Genomic DNA, 20,139 nt, shown 5'->3' with positions numbered 1-20,139 from the left:
ATCATACAGATTTTTCTCCTAAAGGTAAAATTAATTCATGATAAGGATTGAAAATATGTTGTAAAGTGGTGTAAAATTACACTATAAGGGAAAAATAAGGAAGGCTTTTGAATTGTTCATGAGCCAGTCCTCATAAGGGAAGGAATAGAGGGGAGATTGAATGGAGCCAAATAGTAATGAAGAGAGAAGAAGAATTTTCAGGAACGAACTAATCACCTTAAAAGAAGAAGGGTATTTGTCCGAAAAAGTCGTTGAGCACGTAGCAAGGGCACATCATCAATATCACTTGGATTTAGTAGAGATTGAGGCGATTCCGGCTCCAACGGAAACGGTTGCCCAAAAGCCTAAACCTGCTCCTGCAAAACCAGAAAAGGTGAAAAAGACACTTACTCCTGAGCAGATTCGTGAAAAGAACATAACGTGGTTATTAAATATTGGGGTCATATTTTTATTGATTGGCGGTTTGTTTGTGGCAACGAGTAATTGGGAATCCATGACAAGCTTCATGAAAAGTGGCTCTATTGCGATTGTATCATTACTGTTTTACGGCATCGCCTTATTAACAAACAGAGTTCTGCATATCGAGAAGACCGCTTTTGCCTTTACTGTCTTAGGCAGTTTATTCCTGCCAATCTTTATCCTCTCATTAGGATGGTTTTGCCTTTTAGGATCCTATTTATCAATATATGGTGAGGGACGATATTTTCTCGGCATGCTGGGAAGCTTTTTACCGCTGCTTGTTTATCTGTTATTTGCGAAGAGGTTACGTTCTAGATTATTTGTTTGGTTTAGTTTTGTTTCGTTATCCGCTGGAGTAGCCTTTTTATTGGCTGGAACCAAAATGACAGTGGATTATTTTTATCTTGGAATGATGGCTTTTAATGCGATTCTCATTTTTGTCTATCATAAGTTGAAAAGCAAAGACTCACTTCAATTTTTTACGAAAGAATTTGTACCTTACGTCCAGGTTAATCTTGTTCTATCCACCCTGTTTATGCTTTTTTTCTATCAAAACGAAGTGATCTATAGTTTTAACCTTATATTGACTGCGATTATTTATTTATCGATGATGTATGTCAGCGGGAAAAAGGAATATCATTTTATTTTTAGTGTGATGATTGTTTATGGAGCATATCAGCTGATTGAGCATAGTTTTCTTGAGTATTTTGGAGCGATTGCTTACGCATTCATTGGTTTTGGAATAGTATTTGTTCCAAAGGTATTAGACAATCAATTTTCCTTAAATAAAGTCTTTCACTATACGAGTGCGGTTATTTCTGGGTTCGCATTTATTTACATTAGTTTAGAAGGTATATTCCTTCGTGCAGGGAATCCGTCCGTCGTCCTTATGATCGCTTATTTTGTCATTGCAGCCAATTTTATTTATTTATCCCATCATAACCCGAGACGGTTATTTCCGTATTTAAGTTCCATATTTGTGGCATCGGGCATTTATGAACTTATTGTGTTACTTGTTCAACCTTTAGATGTAATCAATTTTTCACTTACATTATCCATAGCAGGTTTTATACTCTTTACCGTCTTTGGTTTTGTCCATCTATCCACCTATTTAACAATCATTCGAACGGCATCAAGGGATCTGGGATTAGCATTAATGGCGCTAGCCGGAATGACTGCCATAGCATTTCTATTATGGTGGGAACTTGGTGTCATGCTTTTCCTTTTTGTTATTGCAGCCTTTTTCCTTCATAAATTTGAAGAAAGGATGCTTTATAAAGAAATAGCAATTTTTTTATTGCCACTTTCAATTGGTTTTTCTATTGCGTCTTTTGGCGAAGAAATAAATGTTCAATATCCTGTTTATCGACATGAATTAGGTTATCCAATTAATTTTGCCATAGCGGCGTTCTTGGTGTTATTGACCAGTTTTGGCTGGATGAAAGTAACCGAGAAAAAGCTCGCCCAAATTTCACTATTTGTCTCGCAAGCACTTTATACGATTGCTATAATTCATGCGTTGCTAACACCAAAAATTCAATTTTGGGTGCAGCCGCTTGTGTTATTGGTTGGAATCGGTATGTATTCCTATTTTTATAAAAAGATTAGTGCAAAATGGGTGGCGTTTGCTATCAGCATCATAACACTGCTGTCTTATTTTTCGCTTATTCAAGCGATTAAGCTGAATGTAACATTTAATCCTACCATGAATTCGTTAATTACTTCTGCAAGTGCCTTACTATTGTTACTGATTGCCTATCTATTTCGAAAAAAAAATCGAGACTTATCGAATGCCTTTGCTTGGACAGGTCATATTGTACTTCCCGCAGCACTCGCTTTTACTTGGTTTGTCTTTCATACAGAATCAGTCTACAGTTTCATCCTCGCATTATGTGGATATGCAATCAGCACAAAATTAGCTGAGTGGGAATGGAAAATCAAAGTCTTTCTTTACGGAAGCTTTACAGCATTGTTTTTTGTTGTTTCAACAGGTTTGGATCGAATCGTTACCGAAACCATCGGACAATATGAATTCCCGATCACTAGCGGGCTGATTCTAATTTTCTCATTTCTCATTACAGATGAGTTTAAACAGCGTACAGCTTATTATTTCGTGCCATTTTCGATTATTGGAGCCGGCTGCATGCTTGTTACTTATCCGTTTGGCTGGCTGCCCTACATCATCACTGGAGCCTATTCTTTCGGGATTCTGTTCTTTTTGCATAAGAACAAATGGGATGTCATTGGGATCGTACCATTATTCTTACTTTTTGCGGCAACAGTTGAATTTTCATTTTTTAGTGATATGACGAAGCTTGAAAAATTGCTCCTATCAGGTGGTTTAGGAATTCTGATGACAATCACTGGACAGCTTGTGTACAAGAAACTGTTTGAAAGTGCTGCAAAGCTTCAGGAAATCAAGTTTGATGGATATACAGTCATATCCTTCCTGTACTTTTGGTTTATGTACTTTTTTACAAGTCAGCATCTTGTGAGCCAAGCGCTGCCGGGGGTTCTTATTGCGGCCGCCATCTGGCTGCAGAGAAAGAGAGTGCCGGCAAGAGTCTCTGTCTTTATGCCAATCTTGGGAGGAACCTATTTATTACAGCCATACTATATGATCATTAATCAGTTAAATATTCCGCCATTATGGGATCGGGAGGTTCGGGTTCTGCCCTTTATCATTCTGGTGATTTTCATACGCCGAAGTTTAAAAGGGAGATATGCGGATTTGACAAAGGCGATCCAATGGGGAGTGCTCATTATCGTATCACTGCTCCTAGTCCAAGATGGGTTGGCAAGTAATACGATTTATGATGCGATAATAGTAGGGTCGCTCTCACTTGTTTCGATGATGGCGGGGATGTTCCTGCACGTTAAATCATACTTTTTCGTCGGTTCTGGTGTTTTACTCTTAAATGTCTTCCTGCAAACCAGGCCATATTGGGGAAACATGCCGTGGTGGGTCTATTTATTAATTGCTGGGTTAATCTTAATAACCGTAGCAAGCTTTAATGAATGGCATAAACAAAAAGGTCAAAAAGGGGAATCAACTTTCATCACCGTTCTGAAAGAAAAAGTAATTGATAAAATAAAAAAGTGGGATTAAATCGTGATGTATTATGCTGGAATACAGGGATAATTCATCTTTTATTGAAAAATAACATAAAGTCTGTTATAATAGAGTTAATTAAATAACTGTAGTAAATGGAGGAGCCTGTCACCAAGGGAATAGTATGTCCTTTGGTAGACGGGCTCTATTTATTTTCTCTTAAAAAGAGTCTGTTGATAAAAAAACAGACTCTTTTTAATTTTATGAAAAGGGATGGGTGATTTGATGCAATTACTATTTGAATTGGCGATTATTTTACTGGCTTCTAAAATTGCAGGAGAAATAAGTGTAAAGTTAGGGCAGCCCTCGGTTCTAGGAAAACTAATTGTGGGAATTATTTTAGGCCCTGCCGTTTTAGGACTTGTTACAGAGACGAAAACATTAGAAGAACTAAGCCAAATTGGTGTTATTTTGTTAATGTTTATTGCCGGGATGGAAACGGATTTAGATGAATTTAAACGTTCAGGGAAGGCTTCCACACTTGTAGGACTAAGTGGAATTGTCGTTCCGTTATTTGTTGGCTACCTTGCCGGAATTATCATGAATATGTCTACATTTGAAGCAATCTTTTTAGGACTTTTGCTCTCGGCAACAAGTGTCAGTATCTCTGTCCAAGCACTTAAAGAACTGAATAAAATGCAGTCAAAAGAAGGAACAACCATTTTAGGTGCAGCTGTCATCGATGATGTCGTGGTTATTATCGCCTTAGCCTTTTTAATGAGTATGGCAGGCGGGGATGTAAATTTAAGTATGGTAATTGTGAAAAAGGTTCTCTTTTTCGCAGGAGCTATTTTAGCTGCATGGAAGGTAGTACCATGGGTATTAAAAAAGTTTGCACCATTAAACGTGACAGAATCGTTGCTTTCCGCGGCATTAATTATCTGTTTCCTATTTGCGTATGTAGCTGAATTAACAGGGGTTGCTGCCATCATTGGAGCGTATATCGCTGGTGTAGCAATCAGCCAAACGAAATTTAAGCATGAAATATTTGAAAAGGTAGAAACTGTTGGCTATTCCATTTTTGTCCCAGTTTTCTTCACTTCCATTGGTGTAAAAGCAAGTTTTGATGGGATTTCGCAACATCTGGGTGTGATCTTTGGACTTAGTATTTTAGCCATCTTAACAAAATTAATTGGTGCCGCAGCAGGTGCCAAATTAGCGAGATTTTCATGGAGGAGCTCAATGGGAATTGGTGCAGCTATGGTATCAAGGGGTGAGGTAGCATTAATTATTGCGGCCATTGGCTTAGAAACTAAGTTAATCAGTCAAGAACTATTTTCCATTTTAGTCATTGTCGTTCTAGTTACCACCATTGTTACACCACCAATGATGAAATTCTTTTTTAAGCAAAGCGATAAACAAGAAGCGGTGAAAATTACTGCGTAATAAATACGAAACAATCCAGCCAAACCGAAGAGCTGGATTGTTTTTGGATTAGGAAACAGATTTAAGCGATTTTTGCTCTGTTTGCTTGCCAACATTTTTTAAACCGATAAAAAACCTTGTTGTAAAAATTATGGCAGCTACAATAACAAAGATTCCGCAAATGGCACCTACCTGGTCAGAACCTGTCCATTCCGGAAGATGTTCAGCCCAGCGGCGCGGTGCGCTTATTTTTCCGGCATAAAGGAATGAGCCTGCAATACCGGAAAAGAAAAAGAAATAGATGGAAATAGCAAATTTATCAAGCCCTGTTTGCCTTTGTGATCCTTCAGTTTTATTGAAATAATACATAAACCCGAAAATCATAGCGACTACACCCATTCCCATGTACGTATGGAAATGTCCTGGTACCCATTTCGTATTGTGCATCACATGGTTTACGACAATAGTAGCATCAATAATGGCAGGCACGGCACCGGCTACCCACCCGAACATTGCTAAAAACATCATACTGGAAGCAAAGTCCCATTTAACAGCGGAACGGAAGACAATCATTAACGCCCCATAAGCGGTGACCACCATTACTGGAAGTTCGTTCGCGTAAGAAAAAACTTGACCGATGATTAACATCCATCTAGGTACGGCAAAATCCATTAATAAATGGTGTGTATAAATCATTAAGGTAAATAAGGTTGAAAAGTTCCAAGCAATTAAAAAGGCTTTATTTGATTTCCAAGGACGTCCTGTATACTCGGATAATACTTCATAAACAGTAATAACCGCCATATAGATGGTACAGTTTGCGAAAATATGGCCAAAAGCATATGTTAAATGCTTTGCGAGCATAGGATTAAAAGTGAAATTAGGATTAATGATGTTAATGATTGATTCAACTAAGGCTGTTGCACCGGCAAGAATTCCAGTTGAATTTGCAATGATGACCATTGTAGTGGCAACCACAGCCGGAGGTGGTCCATATCCTTTTTTACCTCTAAATATATAGTCCCAGCCAAGTGATTTTCCTAACCCGCCATATTCTTTAATAAGCCTAGCGGCTAAGTAAAAATACATAACCAGATAACCAACGCCTAATAGGAGTAAACCGAATAAAAACAATAATGCTCCGGTTGTCCCATATATTTTTGCGGAGAATGATGGAAGTGGGTACAAGAATGTCCAGCCATCAGAAAAATTAAACCCGAAAATGGCAGTCAATATCATCACAACACCAATTAAAGACAAAATTAAATTAGCAAAAAAGATTTTATGATTCAAATGAATATACTTTGATAAGTAGTACCACATGATGGCGCTTCCACCTAATGCTGCAATACCAATCATTCCCGTTCCATGAATCGTCATAACCTTATAAAACATCTGTGCAGGGATTTTAACCATATTCCCTTGATTCAATAACATGATTACACCGAAGATCATCATTAAAACAAGAACAACTGAGGTAATCATTAATGATAAAGCAACGCCTTTTTTAATCGAGTTCCGTGCATTACTTTCCATCTTATTTACCCCCCTTAGGTTTAACAACAATATCTTTGATCATCACATGGTGGCCAGCGCTGCAATATTCCAAGCACAGGATCTTATATGTTCCCGGTTTATCAAAGGTGATGGCGACTATGTTTTGTACCCAGGCATTGCCTGTGTCTGGGCAATCAGCTCCATTTTTGGGTTATACAGACCAAAACCGTGAGTGACATCCTTACTTGTGACGCGAAACTGTACCGGCTCCCCAACCGTAAAGTTTTCATCACTTAATTCCCAGGCGAATTGCATCCCCGTAACATCCACAATTTTGCCATCCTCTTTAGCAAGGACATGCTGGTTGTGATAGGGAAGCTTGCTTAATGATATAGCTGAAGCAAACCCCATCACGGCAAGTAAGCCAAGGAAATAAAACTTGCGAATTTTGTAGCCTTTTTCTTGAATCGGTCCATACTCTCTTAATTTTCTCGATTCCCCATACACGAATGAAAAAGCAAGTGCAATGAGGAAAACGAAAAACAATGTAGCGTACCACGCAATTGATTGGTACATACTTTCCCCTCCCATTAAATGAATTCCAGAATAAGCAATCCCCCAACCGCTTACCTGATACATTTCCCATTGTAAACTGCTTTTTGTGAAAAAATAGTGAACTATATCATACTTTTACTAGTAATCTGTTAAAAAGGAAAAATACCCCCATGATTTGTTACAGACGGTCGAATTATTTTATACAAGAACAAAAATGCTATGGAGGTTAGATAATGGGAATCGTTTTTATTGATATTGACAAATTACTTGAAGTAACATCAGATCTAACATCTGAGAAGAATAGCCAAAGGGTGAAAAAGGTTGAAATTGATCAATTACTTGAAAAGACGCGTGAATGGTAACAATTATACCTTGTCTTATACATAATATGCTTCGGGTGCCTTCTACTAAGTAGAGGGCATTTTTTCTATCATTTATTATGTTGCTTTAAAGCAAAAAAATATTTTTGCGATTTCTATTGCTTTTAGCCTAAAAAAATACTAGAATAATTTCTAATATATTTAATTTTTAGAAAACTATATAGTTAAATTAGGGGGATGTAAACAAATGAAGAAAAAAGTTAAAGGACTTTCGATTGCGTTAGCAGGAATGCTGCTGCTGGCCGGCTGCGGAAGTAAAGAATCAGCAGGTGGTTCGGAAAAGGGTGGAGCGGATAAGGAATTTAAGGTCGGCATTAGCCAATTTGCTCCGCATCCGTCTTTAGACGCAGCGACAGAAGGGTTTAAAAAGGCGTTAAAGGATAAAGGAATTAAGGTAAAGTATGATGAGCAAAATGCCCAGGCGGATCAGAATAATGTCCAGACAATCGCCAAGAATTTCGTTGGCGACAAGGTAGACCTGATTTTCGCTAATGCCACTCCAAGTGCAACAGCGGCATTAAATGCGACAAAGGAAATCCCTATTGTCTTTACATCAGTAACAGATCCGGTTGTTGCAGAATTGGTGGAATCGTTAGATAAACCAGGGAAAAATATTACCGGAACAACTGACAACCATCCAGATGCGACGAAAACAACGATTCATTTTATTACGGATGAAGTAAAGGCAAAAAATATTGGGGTCATTTATAACGCTGGTGAGCCGAATTCAGAAGTGCAAGTAAAAGAAGTGAAAAAGTTAGTTGAAGAAAAAGGTGCAAAGCTTGTCGAAGTTTCCGTAGCTACTACATCAGAAGTGAAACAAGCTACCGAGTCATTAGTCGGCCGTGTGGATGCGATCTACGTTCCAACAGATAATACGGTTGTTACCGCTCTTGATTCTGTTATTGCCGTTGCTAACAGCAAAAAAATTCCGCTTTTCGTTGGTGAATTGGATTCTATGAAAAAGGGCGCGGTAGCAGCAAGCGGCTTTAGTTATTTCGACCTTGGCTATCAATCCGGTTTAATGGCGGTTGATATTTTAACCGGGAAGAAAAAGCCTTCTGAAATTCCAGTGCAATTACCAAGCAGCCTAAAACTAGTTATCAATAAGAAAGCCGCTGAGGCACAAGGCTTAAAGGTGAATGAAGAATGGAGCAAGCTTGGCGAGTTTTATGACGGAAAGTAAAAATTAACATTTCTCAAGGAGGGAACCTTTTTAGGGAGGCTACCTCCTTGATTCTTGCATAAGAATATGGCCTAATTGTATTTTAACCTTAGGCCTAAAGACATAAAGAAAGGATGATCTCATTGTTTACAGCCATATTTGGATCATTTGAAGCAGGTATCATCTATGCGATTATGGCGCTGGGCGTCTATCTTTCCTTTCGTATTCTGGATTTCCCGGATTTAACGGTGGATGGGAGTTTTGTAACGGGGGCAGCACTTTCAGCGGTATTAATCGTGAATGGAGTAAACCCATTTATCGCTACAATTGCGGCCTTACTTGCCGGTTTTGCAGCCGGATGTATAACAGGACTATTGCATACGTTTGGCAAAATTAATAACTTGCTCGCCGGAATCCTAATGATGATTGCCCTTTACTCTATTAATCTTAGAATCATGGGGCGCTCAAATATTCCCTTATTAAATACAGATACAGCTTTTACAAAAATCAGTAGTTTTTTTGAAAAAACAGGAATTGATTCGTTCTTCAATAGTATTCTCTCGGCGGTTGGTCTTGGCGACGACCTGCCGGAAACATGGGGAATTCTTATTTTCATGATCTTTGTGACCTTCCTGATTAAATTCTGTACGGACTGGTTCTTAAAAACTGAAATCGGCCTTGCTATTCGAGCAACAGGGGACAATAAACGGATGATTCGGAGCCTATCCGCTAATACCAACCTGCTGGTCATTCTTGGCCTTGGCTTATCCAATGCGTTGGTAGCCTTCTCTGGAGCACTGATTGCCCAACAAAGCGGATTCGCGGATGTTGGGATGGGAATTGGGATGATTGTCATTGGTTTAGCTTCTGTTATCATCGGTGAAGCATTATTTGGAACAAAAACGATTGCTAGAACTACCCTTGCTGTTATTGGCGGTGCTATTATTTATCGACTGGTAATTACCTTAGCTCTTCGTGTGGGTTTCTTGGAGACAGGCGATATGAAACTTATTACTGCGTTGATTGTCATTATTGCATTAACAGCTCCAAAAATTATTGACGGTTTCAAAGAAAAAAAGCGAAAAGCTCGAAGAAAAGCTGAATTAATGGACATCATCCAAACTTCTGTAGAAGCGAAGGGGGAACATCATGCTGCAATTAAATCAGATTCATAAGATTTTTAATGAAGGGACACCTGATGAGAAGATTGCCATCGATCATGTGACTCTTTCCCTAAAGCCAGGAGATTTTGTGACGGTCATAGGCAGTAACGGTGCCGGAAAATCCACGTTGATGAATATCATTTCTGGTGTGTTAACCCCTGATGTCGGGACAGTTCAAATCGGTGGAAAAAATGTTACCAATATGTCGGAATTTAATCGTTCAAGAATGATCGGGCGTGTCTTTCAGGATCCGATGGCCGGAACAGCCCCTAGTATGACGATAGAAGAGAATCTCGCAATGGCGTATTCTCGAAATAAAACGAGAGCACTGCGAAGAGGTGTAACGAAAAAAAGAAGGGATTATTTCCGCGAAGTATTGGAATCCCTGCACCTTGGATTGGAAAACCGTCTTAATGCTAAGGTCGGGTTGCTCTCTGGAGGAGAACGGCAGGCGCTATCCTTATTAATGGCTACCTTCACTGAACCATCCATCCTGCTTTTGGATGAACACACGGCCGCCCTTGATCCATCGCGGGCAGAGGTCATCACGAACCTGACAAAGGAGATTGTGGCTAAATACAATCTTACTACCTTAATGGTAACCCATAATATGCAGCAGGCGATTGATCTCGGAAACCGATTAATCATGATGGATAAGGGACAGATCATTTTAGAGGTGAATGAGGAAGATAAGAAACATCTTACAATTGAAAGTTTATTGAGTGAATTTAAAAGAATCCGCGGTGTGCAAATGGCCAGTGACCGTGCAGTCCTTTCTTAAGAGAAAAAACTTTTCTACAATTTTAGACAGACATTTTAGATTTTAACTATATTTCCAATAAGAAGATGATGGAAACATACCTTGTTTAGGTATGTTTTTCTTTTTTTTACTGGAAATAATGGAGCTTGGAAGGATAGGGTCTTTAGCACTCGACAGCGGTATTGCTTTACATCCTGCTCTTGAGTGGATAACCGTTTTCCACATAAAATTAATTCTGAATATTATAACTGTTATGGGAGGTTACAAGATGAAAGAAAAGCGCATAAAAGCTGACCAGCTAGTAGATGACTTTTTTTCTGTACGGGATGTTGATTATATTGAGATTTACACCGGCAATGCCAAGCAAGCCTGTCATTTCTTTTGTACAGCATATGGGTTTAAGCCTGTTGCCTATTCAGGCCTCGAAACCGGAAATCGTGAAACTGCTTCCTATTGTTTGAAGCAGCGGAATATTCGTCTCGTGATAACTGGATCTTATTCAGAGGAGAGCAGGGTTGCCCAGTTTGTTAAAAAACACGGCGACGGGGTAAAGGACGTTGCTCTCTTGGTTGATGATGTGGAGAAGGCGTTCGAAGAAGCGGTCAGCAGAGGGGCTATCGCCCATGCAGCCCCATTTGAAATGAAGGATGTCCATGGTGTTGTCAAGAAAGCCGTTCTTGGTACATATGGCGATACTATCCATACGTTAATTGAACGGAAAAATTATCAAGGGGTGTTTTTACCAGGATTTGAACCATATATTACATCATTGCCAATCGAGGATGCTGGACTAATTGGAATTGACCATGTGGTAGGAAATGTCGAGAGGATGGAGGAGTGGGTGGAATACTATTCAAAGGTGATGGGCTTTAAAGAAATGAAACATTTCTCTGACAAGGACATTACGACTGAATATTCTGCCCTAATGTCAAAGGTGATGCATAACGGCGGACGGATTAAGTTCCCAATCAATGAACCGGCTGAAGGGAAGCGTAAATCGCAAATCCAAGAGTATTTAGAGTTCTACAATGGCCCTGGAGTGCAGCATTTAGCGATTTTAACTGAGGATATTGTATCAACCGTAACCACCTTAAAAAAGAACGGTGTAGAATTTCTGAAGACACCAAGCACGTATTATGAATCATTAGGAGAACGGATTGGAAAAATTGATGAGGAAATTGAAAAGCTGCGTGAACTAAATATTTTGGTTGATCGCGATGATGAGGGGTATTTATTGCAAATTTTCACGAAACCAATCGTAGATCGTCCTACGTTGTTTATCGAAATTATACAGCGCAAAGGTGCCCGCGGTTTTGGCGAAGGAAACTTTAAGGCATTGTTTGAATCGATTGAACGGGAGCAGGAAAGACGCGGAAATCTTTAATATATAGATAATAATAGGGGTCTAAGCTCGGAATAAGGGAGAAAAGATTCTCCCTTTTAAAAAGGAAAGTCCACTTTCGTACGTTTAATCTTAAAAAAAGCAATTGGTTCAGTGTAATATTACACTATTATACAGATTAAACTGATTTATCGGCGAATTTTATAAGTTTATCAGCGAATCTACGAATATATCGGCGAATATATCTAATATATCAGCGAATATTCAATTTTATCAGCGAATTTAAATAGTACGCTGGAAATAGCGATAAAGCGAGGGAATCAATTTGGAGATTACTCCGGAAACACTTGAATGGAGAGACGCGTACAAGCTATTAGTGGGGTCGATTTTGCCTCGTCCAATCGCTTTTGTCTCTACCATGGATGAGAACGGTACGGTCAATGCTGCACCGTTCAGTTTCTTTACAGCCATTTGTGCCGATCCCATGTTAATATGCTTTTCACCCATGAGAAGGGGTACGGATGGGGCGAAAAAAGATACGCTGGTCAATATTGAAAGTACTGGCCAATTTGTGGTTAATATTGTCAGTGAAAGAATAGCTGAACAAATGAATGAGTGTGCAATAGAATTTGCACCAGAAATCGATGAGATGGAAGAAGCTGGTCTAACAAAAGAACCAAGCCTAAAGGTGAAGGCACCACGGATCAAGGAATCACTCGTCCATTTAGAGTGTGAACTCCATCAGGTCTTGGATTTTGGCGATACTCCGGGTGCCGGCAGCCTTGTTATTGGCAGAGTGGTTCTTGTCCATGTGAACGATGAACTGTTTGAACATGGAAGAATTAACACGGCAAAATTACAGCCGGTTGGCAGGATGGCGGGCAACCTTTTTACCGACCCTATGGCTAAAACATTTGAAATGATTCGAAAAACAGAAAAAAGGTGAGTTCAGTGAAATTTGTGACCTTTACAAAAAAAGATGGATTGGTCAGTGCAGGATGGTTAGCCGATGTAGATCATGTAGTAGATATGCACGAAGCATCCGGTGGGGTGCTCCCTAATAATCTAGTGAATTTCCTTGATCATTCTGAAGAATATATGAAAATAGTCAATCATTTTGTTCCCAATGGCCAAAGAGGGATCTACAGGCTTAGTGAAATTCAATTAAAAGCACCACTGCCCGTCCCTAGAAGCATTCGGGATTTTTATGCCTTTGAGCAGCATGTGAAAACGGCTAGAGAAAACCGAGGACTAGAGATGATACCGGAGTGGTACGAGATTCCTGTTTTTTATTTTTCCAATCATCTAGCGATTAAAGGCCCGGGAGAAAGCATTGTAATACCAATAGAGTGCGAGTGGCTTGATTATGAGCTTGAAATTGCCTGCATTATCGGGAAAGAGGGAAGGGGTATCTCTGAGGATAAGGCAGATGAATATATATTCGGGTACTGTATTTTAAACGATTGGAGCGCAAGAGACCTGCAAAGAAAGGAAATGAAGGTAGGACTTGGCCCTGCGAAGGGGAAGGATTTTTCAACCTCCATCGGCCCGTGGGTTGTCACTAAGGACGAAATGGAACCTTTTAAAGCTGGAAAGGGCTTTAATCTCACGATGAAGGCTCGTGTGAATGGCAGCCTGCTTTCGGAAGGGAATATGAAGGATATTTATTATTCCTTCGGAGAGATGATTGCGAGGGCTTCACAGGGCGTTACACTTTATCCAGGTGAGATAATCGGCTCAGGAACTGTAGGTACAGGATGTATCCTTGAGCTTGGTGAGGAAATCCATCGCTGGCTCGAACCTGGAGATGAAGTAGAATTGGAGATTGATCATTTAGGGGTGTTAAAGAATACCATTATCGCCGGAAACGAGGTGAAATGATGTATTACCGTCAAATGGGAGAGGTTCCACACAAACGACACACCATGTTTAAAAAAGGCGATGGCAGCCTATATAGAGAGCAGGTGATGGGAACAAGAGGTTTTTCGGGAACACAATCGATTTTATATCACCATTTTATGCCAACTGAAGTAATGAAATCGGAATTGATTGGGGGCTATTTGCCTGAATATGAGGAGCAGCAGACGTTGAAGCACCGTCATTTCTTTACTAGTAAAATCGATGAGCAGGGTGATGCACTTAAAGCAAGGACCTATTTATTAGGTAACCAGGATTTATTGATTGGAACAGCGAAGGTAACGGCAGCGATGGAAAGTTTTTACCGCAATGGCGACGGAGATGAGATGCTTTTTATTCATCATGGCACGGGAAAGCTTGAGACGATGTTCGGAACGATTTCCTACCGGCCGGGTGATTACTTGGTGATTCCGATTGGCACCATTTTTCGGGTACTCCCAAACGAAAAGGAAATGACAAAAATGCTTTTTGTAGAATCTTTTAGTCAAATTACGACTCCAAGGCGCTACCGGAACGAATATGGTCAGCTCTTAGAGCACAGTCCATTTTGTGAGCGTGATATCCGCGGGCCGGAAGCGCTAGTGACGTTTGCTGAAAAAGGAGAATTTGAGGTAGTTACAAAATCCCGGGGGATGATTTCCTCGCATATTCTTGGACACCACCCGTTCGATGTGGTTGGCTGGGATGGCTATTTATATCCGTGGGCCTTTAATATCGAGAATTTTGAACCGATTACCGGCAGGATCCATCAGCCGCCCCCAGTCCATCAAACCTTCGAAGGAAATAATTTTGTGGTCTGTTCCTTTGTGCCAAGATTGTATGATTACCATCCGGACTCCATCCCTGCTCCGTATTACCACAGCAACGTGAATAGTGATGAGCTCCTCTATTACCTCGAGGGTAACTTCATGAGCCGTAAAGGGGTGCAGGAGGGCTCGATTACCCTTCATCCTAGCGGGATCCCTCATGGTCCACATCCGGGGAAAATAGAGGCGAGTATTGGCAAAAAGGAAACACTTGAACTAGCCGTGATGATTGACACCTTCCATCCTCTGAAAATTGTAAAGTCGGCACAAAACATTGAAGATCCTGCCTATATGTATTCTTGGCATGAAAAGAAGGAGTAAACTTAGGAAACAATCCAACTTCAATTGTTGGATTGTTTTTTTTCCAAAGATTACATAAAAAGTGGTATGGTAATAGTAAGTAATGGAATGAATGGGGGTGAAATCATGGAGTTGGAAAAGGTTTTAGGCAAATTAAATGGTCATTCACCTAAAATACTTGGAAGTGAAACTTTTTCAAAATATGCTGTCATGGTGCCCATGCTGCAAAAGGAGGATGGGATTCATGTGTTATTTGAGGTTCGTTCCCTTGAATTAAGGAGGCAGCCCGGAGAAATTTGTTTTCCAGGGGGAAGAGTGGATGCTGATGATGTAGATGAAGCGGGTGCAGCCATTCGTGAGACCGTGGAGGAATTAGGAATTAATAAAGAGCAAATTACAGGGGTGTATCCCTTGGATTATATGATTTCCCCCTTTGGAATGATTCTCTATCCTTTTGCGGGATACATTAATAAACCAGAAGAAATTCAGCCAAATCCTGCGGAGGTTGGCGAGATTTTTACGGTTCCACTGTCTTTTTTAATTGAAAATGATCCAGAAATCCATCATGTTCAATTAAAAGCAGAACCGGAGAAAAGTTTTCCGTATGATTTAATCCCCGGCGGTGAAAATTATAAATGGCGTACCAGAGGAATAGAGGAATATTTTTACCGCTATGGTAATCGAGCAATTTGGGGATTAACCGCAAGGATCCTTGCCCATTTTATCGAAATCATTCGTTAATAATTTGAAATCTCCAATTTATTTGAGCAGGTTTCTTGGTTTTTAGCTGATTATTTACTATAGTAACTATATTGAAAAAAATACATCGATGATAAGGGGTATTGAAAGATGAAAATAGTTGCTATTGTGGGAAGTAATCGGAAACAATCGATTAATAAAAAACTTGTTGCTTTTATGAAGGAACGCTACCAGGAAAAAGTGGATATTGAAATCCTTCCCATTGAAGACCTGCCAATGTACAACCAAGATGATGAATTAACACCGCCGCAAGTCGTAACGGAAATCAAAAAAATCGTTGCTGAAAGTGATGGAGTCCTCATTGCCACTCCAGAATATAATCATTCAATCCCTGCTTTCTTAAAAAATGCGCTGGACTGGTTTTCCCGTGTAGACAAAGTCATGATCAAGAAACCAGTTATGGTGGTAGGTGCAACGCCAGGTGTTTTAGGTACCATTAGAGCACAGCTTCACCTAAGACAAATCTTGCATGCATTGGGAGCCTTGACTTTGCCAGGAAACGAAGTTTTAATCAATTCGGCACTAGAAAAAATGGATGCGGAGGGCAACTTGACACATGAACCGACCCTTGCATTTCTTGATACCGTAATGGAAAACTTTATTGATTGGGTTGAAAAAACAAAAAAATTATAAAAAGTACGTAAAATCAGTGAGATTTCCATATGGAATCTCACTATTTTTACATACTCTCAGGCGAATGTCTCCCTTGAAAATACAAATGTACATATAAGGTGGAAAAAAACTCTTGAATATTTTCAAAATTGTAATAAAATAAAGATTATATTTTTTTAAAAGAGTAGGGGATGTAACGATGAAGGTCACAAAGTTTGGTGGATCCTCTTTAGCATCCGGAAAACAGCTTGAGAAGGTATTTCAGATTGTTGTATCTGATCCTGAAAGAAAAGTTGTCGTTGTATCAGCTCCGGGGAAGAGATTTGCAGAAGATACAAAGGTTACCGATTTATTGATTGAATGCGCTGAGAAATGTTTACAAAATCAAAATCCCAAGGAAAAGCTTGAAGCTGTAATGGAAAGATATGCAGCGATAGCGGAAGAATGTAATCTTCCCGACGAGGTTATTCAGGAAATTTACGCAGATTTAGTAAACAGGTTTGAGAGCGACAAAAGTAAACAGGATCGGTTTCTCGATTTGATCAAGGCGAGTGGTGAGGATAATAACGCAAAATTAGTGGCTGCTTATTTCCGAGAGCGGGGAATCGACGCTGAATATGTAAATCCCAAAGAGGCGGGGCTTTTGGTTAGTGCTGAACCGGGAAATGCTCAAGCATTACCGGAAGCATATGAACGCTTATATTCATTGCGTGATCACCCAGGGATATTAATTTTTCCAGGATTCTTTGGCTACAGCGAAGAAGGCGAGGTATTCACATTTTCGCGAAGTGGTTCCGATATTACCGGCTCCATTCTGGCTAATGCGCTAAAAGCGGATCTTTATGAAAATTTCACGGATGTGGATGCTGTCTATTCCGTTAATCCATATATCGTGAAAAAACCGAAGGAAATTAAGGAATTGACCTATCGTGAAATGCGAGAGCTTTCCTATGCTGGATTTACGGTGTTACATGATGAAGCACTTGTCCCGGCATTTAGAGCAGGAATTCCTGTCCACATTAAGAATACAAACAACCCTGCCGCTCCAGGGACAAGGATTGTCAATGAACGGGATAACACGAACGGTCCTGTTATTGGTATTGCCAGTGACGAAGGGTTTTGCAGCATCTATGTAAGCAAATACTTAATGAATAGGGAAGTTGGCTTTGGCCGCAAACTGTTAGCTATTTTAGAAGATAGTGGCCTTTCCTATGAACATACCCCTTCGGGAATTGACGATGTGTCCGTCATCTTAAGAGAAAACCAGCTCGATGAGAAAATAGAAGCAGATATAATCAACCGGATTAAGAATGAATTACACGCTGATGAAGTGAAAATCGAACATAGCCTTGCGCTCATCATGGTGGTCGGGGAAGGCATGCGCCATAATGTCGGGACGATGGCAAGAGCCTCCAAAGCATTGGCAAAGGCAAGCGTCAATATTGAAATGATTAACCAAGGTTCGTCAGAGGTCAGTATGATGTTTGGTGTCAAAGAAGTGGACGAAAAGAGAGCCGTTAAGGCCATCTACGAGGAGTTTTTTGCAGCTGTAACAGTATAAGGGTTATTGAAAAAAGGTACGCCGATTTGTGATGGCGTACCTTTTAGTCTGAAACTTTGTTTAATTTGATCTTCGTTCGAATTCCCGCCCAGATAGCAATCACGAGTCCGCCAACGGCATCGGCAACTAAATCAGTCATCGTGTCTTTGTTGCCGCCGCCTTGTAAGGTCATGCCAAAAAATTGGTCGCAGCTAAATTCATAAATCTCCCAAAGAACACCCCCGAGTGCTGCGAATGAGAGGGTAAATAAGAAAACAAACCATGGAGAAATTTCATCCCCGGCATTTCTATGAATTAACCTTTCATATAAAGCAATGCCAGAAAAGGCAAGAATGGCACCACTGACCAAATGCATAAAAGTATCCCACCAGCCGAGTCCATACCATCCTCGGATTGATCCGAAATATTGTGAACCGATTAAGAAAATTAAATAGGAAATGACTATGGGCAGATTGAATTGAAGCTTTGTAAAAAGTGCTAAAAGAAGTGGAACGGCACCACAGACAATTCCACCAATGGCTACGGTTGATTTAAAGGTTACACCATTTTTAAAGTAATAAACTGCTAAAATGGCCATGAAAATAACATATAATGAACTAAAAATAATAACGAGCTTCCGATTCATAAATGCCACCTCGACTTTACACTTTCTTTTTTCTTATCAACGAGTAAAAAGCAACGATGAGACCGCCGGCAACACCGCAAAGTAAATCATACATGGTATCCGTATTACCACCACGCTGCATCGTGCGTGTAAAGGTCAAATCACCGACAAACTCATAAACTTCCCATAAAATACCGGCTAATACAGCAAGTGAGAGCACGAAAAGAAAGAGGATCCCGGATGAGACATCTTGGCGGACTTTTTCAGGGATCATTTGTTTGTAAAGGGCTATGCCAACAAAACCAATGAACATTCCTTTGTAAAAGTGAACGGTAGAATCCCACCACTTGTAATGCAGATAAAAGCTTGCAATTGAACCTAGAAATAACGAACAAAATATAAAAAAATAAAAACCGAGTAGGATGGGAATGTTAAATGGAATTTGCTTCATCCGTAATAAGAGAAGTGGTAAAGTACTAACTAAGATTCCGCCAAGTGCGACCTGCCATCTGGAGGAATCACCTTTGACGAGATAATAAATACATAAGACCGTCATAAAAATGATAAAACAAATACTGAAAATAAGGATAACCTTTCGTTTCACATTTCTCACCCCATTTCAAAAGACTCTTTACAATTATGTCCAATTTTGACCGAATATAAATGAATTTCCTGTTTGCTCGCAAAATGGCACTAAAAAAGGTATAGTGAAATGATAAAAGACATCCATATTTTTGATGATAGTGGTGGAGGATTTCAATGCAAAAGGCGCAAATACCAACTTATGAGCGAATTGCCATCGATTTGGCAAATAGGATATATGATGGAAAGTTTAAAGTGGGGGAAAAGATCCATGGCAGATCAACCCTGGCAAGTGAATACAAGGTTTCCCCCGAAACTGTTAGAAGGGCGATAAAGATTTTGGAAGATGTGGAGATTGTGCATTCTACAAAGGGCAGCGGGATTGTGATTTCTTCACGGGAAAATGCGTATAAGTATATTCACCGTTTTTCCAACCTGGCAAGTATCAAGGATCTTGAAAAGCAGATGAACACACTCATTTCAGAAAGAGCCAATCTTGATGATCAGCTTTTTGAGACGCTAAGAAAGATCATGGACTACTCTGGCAAGCTTCGCCATACAAATCCGTTAGCGCCGATTGAGGTGGAAATATTCCCAGGCTGTATACATATTGGAAAAACCATTTCGGAAACGAAGTTCTGGCAAAATACAGGTGGAACTGTAATTGGCATGAAGAGGAAAGGTGAGTTAATTATCTCACCAGGGCCATATGCTTTAATTCTTGAAGGCGATGTATTGTTAATCATTGGCGATGATAAAACCTATGATAGAGTCCTCCATTTTTTAGAGGATTAGGATTGATTCTTCAATAATTAACCTCGTTACACTTTTAAATAGCAGGCCTGATTTTGGGTTTAAGCCTGCTTTTTATATTGGAAATTTTATCATAAATCCTTTGGCAGCGTTTATTAAATCATTTTAAGTATATTAAACTTGTCATATAAGTGAAATGTTGATTATTAAAAAGGATTTGCTTCATGGGGTTCTACCATGTCAAACTATTGGAAAGTTGAGCCGCGTTACGTGAACATTGCCCCGAATCGCCCTTGGATGGATCCCGAGGGTGTGCTCACTGCAGTGGATGAAAATACAATTGGTGTGATACAGACTTTGGGGTAACGTATACAGGCAGATTGTGGTAAATGATATAAGCCGTATATATCATGAGATATACGGCTATTCGTAATGCGTTCCGGAAAG

General features: G+C 39.8%; 19 protein-coding genes. 15 read left to right on the top strand and 4 right to left on the bottom strand.

The window, feature by feature from the left end:
- Positions 1-160: 160 nt before the first annotated feature.
- Positions 161-3,568 (top strand): hypothetical protein, encoded by a 3,408-nt coding sequence (locus BABA_RS18200; RefSeq protein WP_007086696.1) that lies wholly within the window; start codon positions 161-163, stop codon positions 3,566-3,568.
- Positions 3,569-3,796: 228 nt separating this feature from the next.
- Entirely contained in the window at positions 3,797-4,957 is a 1,161-nt protein-coding gene (locus BABA_RS18195; RefSeq protein ID WP_007086695.1) for a cation:proton antiporter, read from the top strand.
- 48 nt (positions 4,958-5,005) lie between these two features.
- Here the strand turns inward: BABA_RS18195 and BABA_RS18190 are convergent, their stop codons facing one another.
- Entirely contained in the window at positions 5,006-6,472 is a 1,467-nt protein-coding gene (locus tag BABA_RS18190) for a cbb3-type cytochrome c oxidase subunit I (RefSeq protein WP_007086694.1), read from the bottom strand.
- Between the two features lie 117 nt (positions 6,473-6,589).
- Positions 6,590-7,009 (bottom strand): hypothetical protein, encoded by a 420-nt coding sequence (locus BABA_RS18185; RefSeq protein WP_007086693.1) that lies wholly within the window; start codon positions 7,007-7,009, stop codon positions 6,590-6,592.
- A 212-nt stretch (positions 7,010-7,221) separates the two neighbouring features.
- Here BABA_RS18185 and BABA_RS28320 point away from each other — a divergent pair, with 212 nt between their 5' ends.
- The 11 genes from BABA_RS28320 (at position 7,222) to BABA_RS18135 (ending at position 17,753) form a co-directional block, all read left to right on the top strand.
- Complete coding sequence (locus tag BABA_RS28320; RefSeq protein ID WP_268870168.1) at positions 7,222-7,350, top strand: hypothetical protein; 129 nt, start codon at positions 7,222-7,224, stop codon at positions 7,348-7,350.
- Positions 7,351-7,555: 205 nt separating this feature from the next.
- Entirely contained in the window at positions 7,556-8,554 is a 999-nt protein-coding gene (locus BABA_RS18180; protein WP_007086692.1) for an ABC transporter substrate-binding protein, read from the top strand.
- 122 nt (positions 8,555-8,676) lie between these two features.
- Complete coding sequence (locus tag BABA_RS18175) at positions 8,677-9,708, top strand: ABC transporter permease (protein ID WP_007086691.1); 1,032 nt, start codon at positions 8,677-8,679, stop codon at positions 9,706-9,708.
- A complete protein-coding gene (locus BABA_RS18170; RefSeq protein WP_007086690.1) occupies positions 9,683-10,477 on the top strand; it encodes an ABC transporter ATP-binding protein in 795 nt (264 codons plus the stop codon). The genes BABA_RS18175 and BABA_RS18170 overlap by 26 nt, the downstream gene beginning before the upstream one ends.
- Positions 10,478-10,724: 247 nt before the next feature.
- Complete coding sequence (gene hppD / locus BABA_RS18165) at positions 10,725-11,840, top strand: 4-hydroxyphenylpyruvate dioxygenase (RefSeq protein ID WP_007086689.1); 1,116 nt, start codon at positions 10,725-10,727, stop codon at positions 11,838-11,840.
- A 283-nt stretch (positions 11,841-12,123) separates the two neighbouring features.
- Positions 12,124-12,744, top strand: coding sequence for a flavin reductase family protein (locus BABA_RS18160; RefSeq protein WP_007086688.1), 621 nt, complete (start codon positions 12,124-12,126; stop codon positions 12,742-12,744).
- A gap of 5 nt (positions 12,745-12,749) precedes the next feature.
- Positions 12,750-13,679 carry a fumarylacetoacetate hydrolase family protein gene (locus BABA_RS18155; protein WP_007086687.1) on the top strand — a complete coding sequence of 310 codons (930 nt, stop codon included), beginning with the start codon at positions 12,750-12,752 and terminating at the stop codon, positions 13,677-13,679.
- Entirely contained in the window at positions 13,679-14,842 is a 1,164-nt protein-coding gene (locus BABA_RS18150; protein ID WP_007086686.1) for a homogentisate 1,2-dioxygenase, read from the top strand. The genes BABA_RS18155 and BABA_RS18150 overlap by 1 nt, the downstream gene beginning before the upstream one ends.
- A gap of 105 nt (positions 14,843-14,947) precedes the next feature.
- Entirely contained in the window at positions 14,948-15,562 is a 615-nt protein-coding gene (locus BABA_RS18145; RefSeq protein WP_007086685.1) for an NUDIX hydrolase, read from the top strand.
- A gap of 108 nt (positions 15,563-15,670) precedes the next feature.
- Positions 15,671-16,213 carry an NADPH-dependent FMN reductase gene (locus BABA_RS18140; protein WP_007086684.1) on the top strand — a complete coding sequence of 181 codons (543 nt, stop codon included), beginning with the start codon at positions 15,671-15,673 and terminating at the stop codon, positions 16,211-16,213.
- 178 nt (positions 16,214-16,391) lie between these two features.
- A complete protein-coding gene (locus BABA_RS18135; protein WP_007086683.1) occupies positions 16,392-17,753 on the top strand; it encodes an aspartate kinase in 1,362 nt (453 codons plus the stop codon).
- Between the two features lie 43 nt (positions 17,754-17,796).
- Here the strand turns inward: BABA_RS18135 and BABA_RS18130 are convergent, their stop codons facing one another.
- Both BABA_RS18130 and BABA_RS18125 read right to left on the bottom strand, forming a co-directional pair.
- Entirely contained in the window at positions 17,797-18,378 is a 582-nt protein-coding gene (locus tag BABA_RS18130) for a DUF2238 domain-containing protein (protein WP_007086682.1), read from the bottom strand.
- 16 nt (positions 18,379-18,394) lie between these two features.
- On the bottom strand, positions 18,395-18,961 hold the full coding sequence (locus tag BABA_RS18125) for a DUF2238 domain-containing protein (RefSeq protein WP_007086681.1): 567 nt from the start codon (positions 18,959-18,961) through the stop codon (positions 18,395-18,397).
- A 155-nt stretch (positions 18,962-19,116) separates the two neighbouring features.
- Between BABA_RS18125 and BABA_RS18120 the strand changes: the two genes are divergently transcribed.
- Both BABA_RS18120 and BABA_RS28315 read left to right on the top strand, forming a co-directional pair.
- The gene (locus tag BABA_RS18120) at positions 19,117-19,734 is read left to right on the top strand and encodes a GntR family transcriptional regulator (RefSeq protein WP_007086680.1); all 618 of its coding nucleotides are present in this window, start codon (positions 19,117-19,119) and stop codon (positions 19,732-19,734) included.
- A gap of 195 nt (positions 19,735-19,929) precedes the next feature.
- Positions 19,930-20,058, top strand: a complete 129-nt coding sequence (locus BABA_RS28315) for a hypothetical protein (RefSeq protein ID WP_007086679.1) — start codon at positions 19,930-19,932, stop codon at positions 20,056-20,058.
- The last annotated feature ends 81 nt before the right edge of the window (positions 20,059-20,139 follow it).

Origin of the sequence: Neobacillus bataviensis LMG 21833 (genome assembly GCF_000307875.1) — a bacterium.
GTDB lineage: Bacteria > Bacillota > Bacilli > Bacillales > Cytobacillaceae > Neobacillus > Neobacillus bataviensis.
Note: the sequence above shows the minus strand (reverse complement) of the source record. Positions and strands in the feature narration are given on the sequence as shown.

Bases quoted from the DNA above. Each gene is read 5' to 3' on its own strand.
- BABA_RS28320 (WP_268870168.1), top strand. From the start codon at position 7,222: ATGGGAATCGTTTTTATTGATATTGACAAATTACTTGAAGTAACATCA.
- BABA_RS18130 (WP_007086682.1), bottom strand. From the start codon at position 18,378: ATGAATCGGAAGCTCGTTATTATTTTTAGTTCATTATATGTTATTTTC.
- BABA_RS18200 (WP_007086696.1), top strand. From the start codon at position 161: ATGGAGCCAAATAGTAATGAAGAGAGAAGAAGAATTTTCAGGAACGAA.
- hppD (WP_007086689.1), top strand. From the start codon at position 10,725: ATGAAAGAAAAGCGCATAAAAGCTGACCAGCTAGTAGATGACTTTTTT.
- BABA_RS18190 (WP_007086694.1), bottom strand. From the start codon at position 6,472: ATGGAAAGTAATGCACGGAACTCGATTAAAAAAGGCGTTGCTTTATCA.
- BABA_RS28315 (WP_007086679.1), top strand. From the start codon at position 19,930: ATGTCAAACTATTGGAAAGTTGAGCCGCGTTACGTGAACATTGCCCCG.
- BABA_RS18180 (WP_007086692.1), top strand. From the start codon at position 7,556: ATGAAGAAAAAAGTTAAAGGACTTTCGATTGCGTTAGCAGGAATGCTG.
- BABA_RS18170 (WP_007086690.1), top strand. From the start codon at position 9,683: ATGCTGCAATTAAATCAGATTCATAAGATTTTTAATGAAGGGACACCT.
- BABA_RS18195 (WP_007086695.1), top strand. From the start codon at position 3,797: ATGCAATTACTATTTGAATTGGCGATTATTTTACTGGCTTCTAAAATT.
- BABA_RS18135 (WP_007086683.1), top strand. From the start codon at position 16,392: ATGAAGGTCACAAAGTTTGGTGGATCCTCTTTAGCATCCGGAAAACAG.
- BABA_RS18140 (WP_007086684.1), top strand. From the start codon at position 15,671: ATGAAAATAGTTGCTATTGTGGGAAGTAATCGGAAACAATCGATTAAT.
- BABA_RS18150 (WP_007086686.1), top strand. From the start codon at position 13,679: ATGTATTACCGTCAAATGGGAGAGGTTCCACACAAACGACACACCATG.
- BABA_RS18185 (WP_007086693.1), bottom strand. From the start codon at position 7,009: ATGTACCAATCAATTGCGTGGTACGCTACATTGTTTTTCGTTTTCCTC.
- BABA_RS18145 (WP_007086685.1), top strand. From the start codon at position 14,948: ATGGAGTTGGAAAAGGTTTTAGGCAAATTAAATGGTCATTCACCTAAA.
- BABA_RS18120 (WP_007086680.1), top strand. From the start codon at position 19,117: ATGCAAAAGGCGCAAATACCAACTTATGAGCGAATTGCCATCGATTTG.